Source organism: Ruegeria sp. AP12 (genome assembly GCF_056540025.1).
The window spans coordinates 1-531 of record NZ_JBQFVZ010000329.1 but is presented as its reverse complement, the minus strand read 5'-3'; the positions used below and the strand labels follow the sequence as shown (position 1 = coordinate 531).

1 protein-coding gene is annotated in these 531 nt (G+C 64.0%); it reads right to left on the bottom strand.

The features are described 5' to 3' along the window. Positions 1-402: methyltransferase family protein (locus ACR0E6_RS23035; RefSeq protein WP_480587800.1), on the bottom strand; the 402-nt coding region annotated here is incomplete at its 3' end. Positions 403-531 lie beyond the last annotated feature (129 nt).

Here is a 531-nt window from a genome sequence, read left to right as displayed (position 1 = left end):
TCCGACCAGGATGCCCATGTCTGCCACGTATTGCGGGTTGCGCGACCAACGATAGAAACCATCGGTTTTCAGCTCGGCTTCCGCGCCGCTGGTCGCGTCGAGGCCGATGCCCAAGGCAGCAGGCCAGACCACGGCATTGCCCGCCATGATCAGCGGCAGGCCTACGCTCCAACGAAGCCAGAGCGGCCAATCCAGAGCATTCCATCCGGCGGAGCCCACAAGGATCGCGCTACTGAAGACCGCGAGGGTCGGGAGCCAGACCATGAGTTGGCTGAGCCAGTTCACCCGTTGCGGGGGCCAGAGACGGCGGGATGGGACAAGGATCGACCAAAGCAGCATCGCAATAAGAACTGTTTCACAGACAAGCGCGACGGTCAGCGCCACGGAAGCAAAGTCGGTCATCCGTGCCGCTCCTCGCCATGCCCGCGCCCGCCGAACTCGGACGGGTCGTCGCAGGCGTGGCGCGCGCATTCCAGCTCCAGCGTTGTGTGCTCGATGTCGAAGCGGTCTGCCAGCGCTGTTTTGATCCGC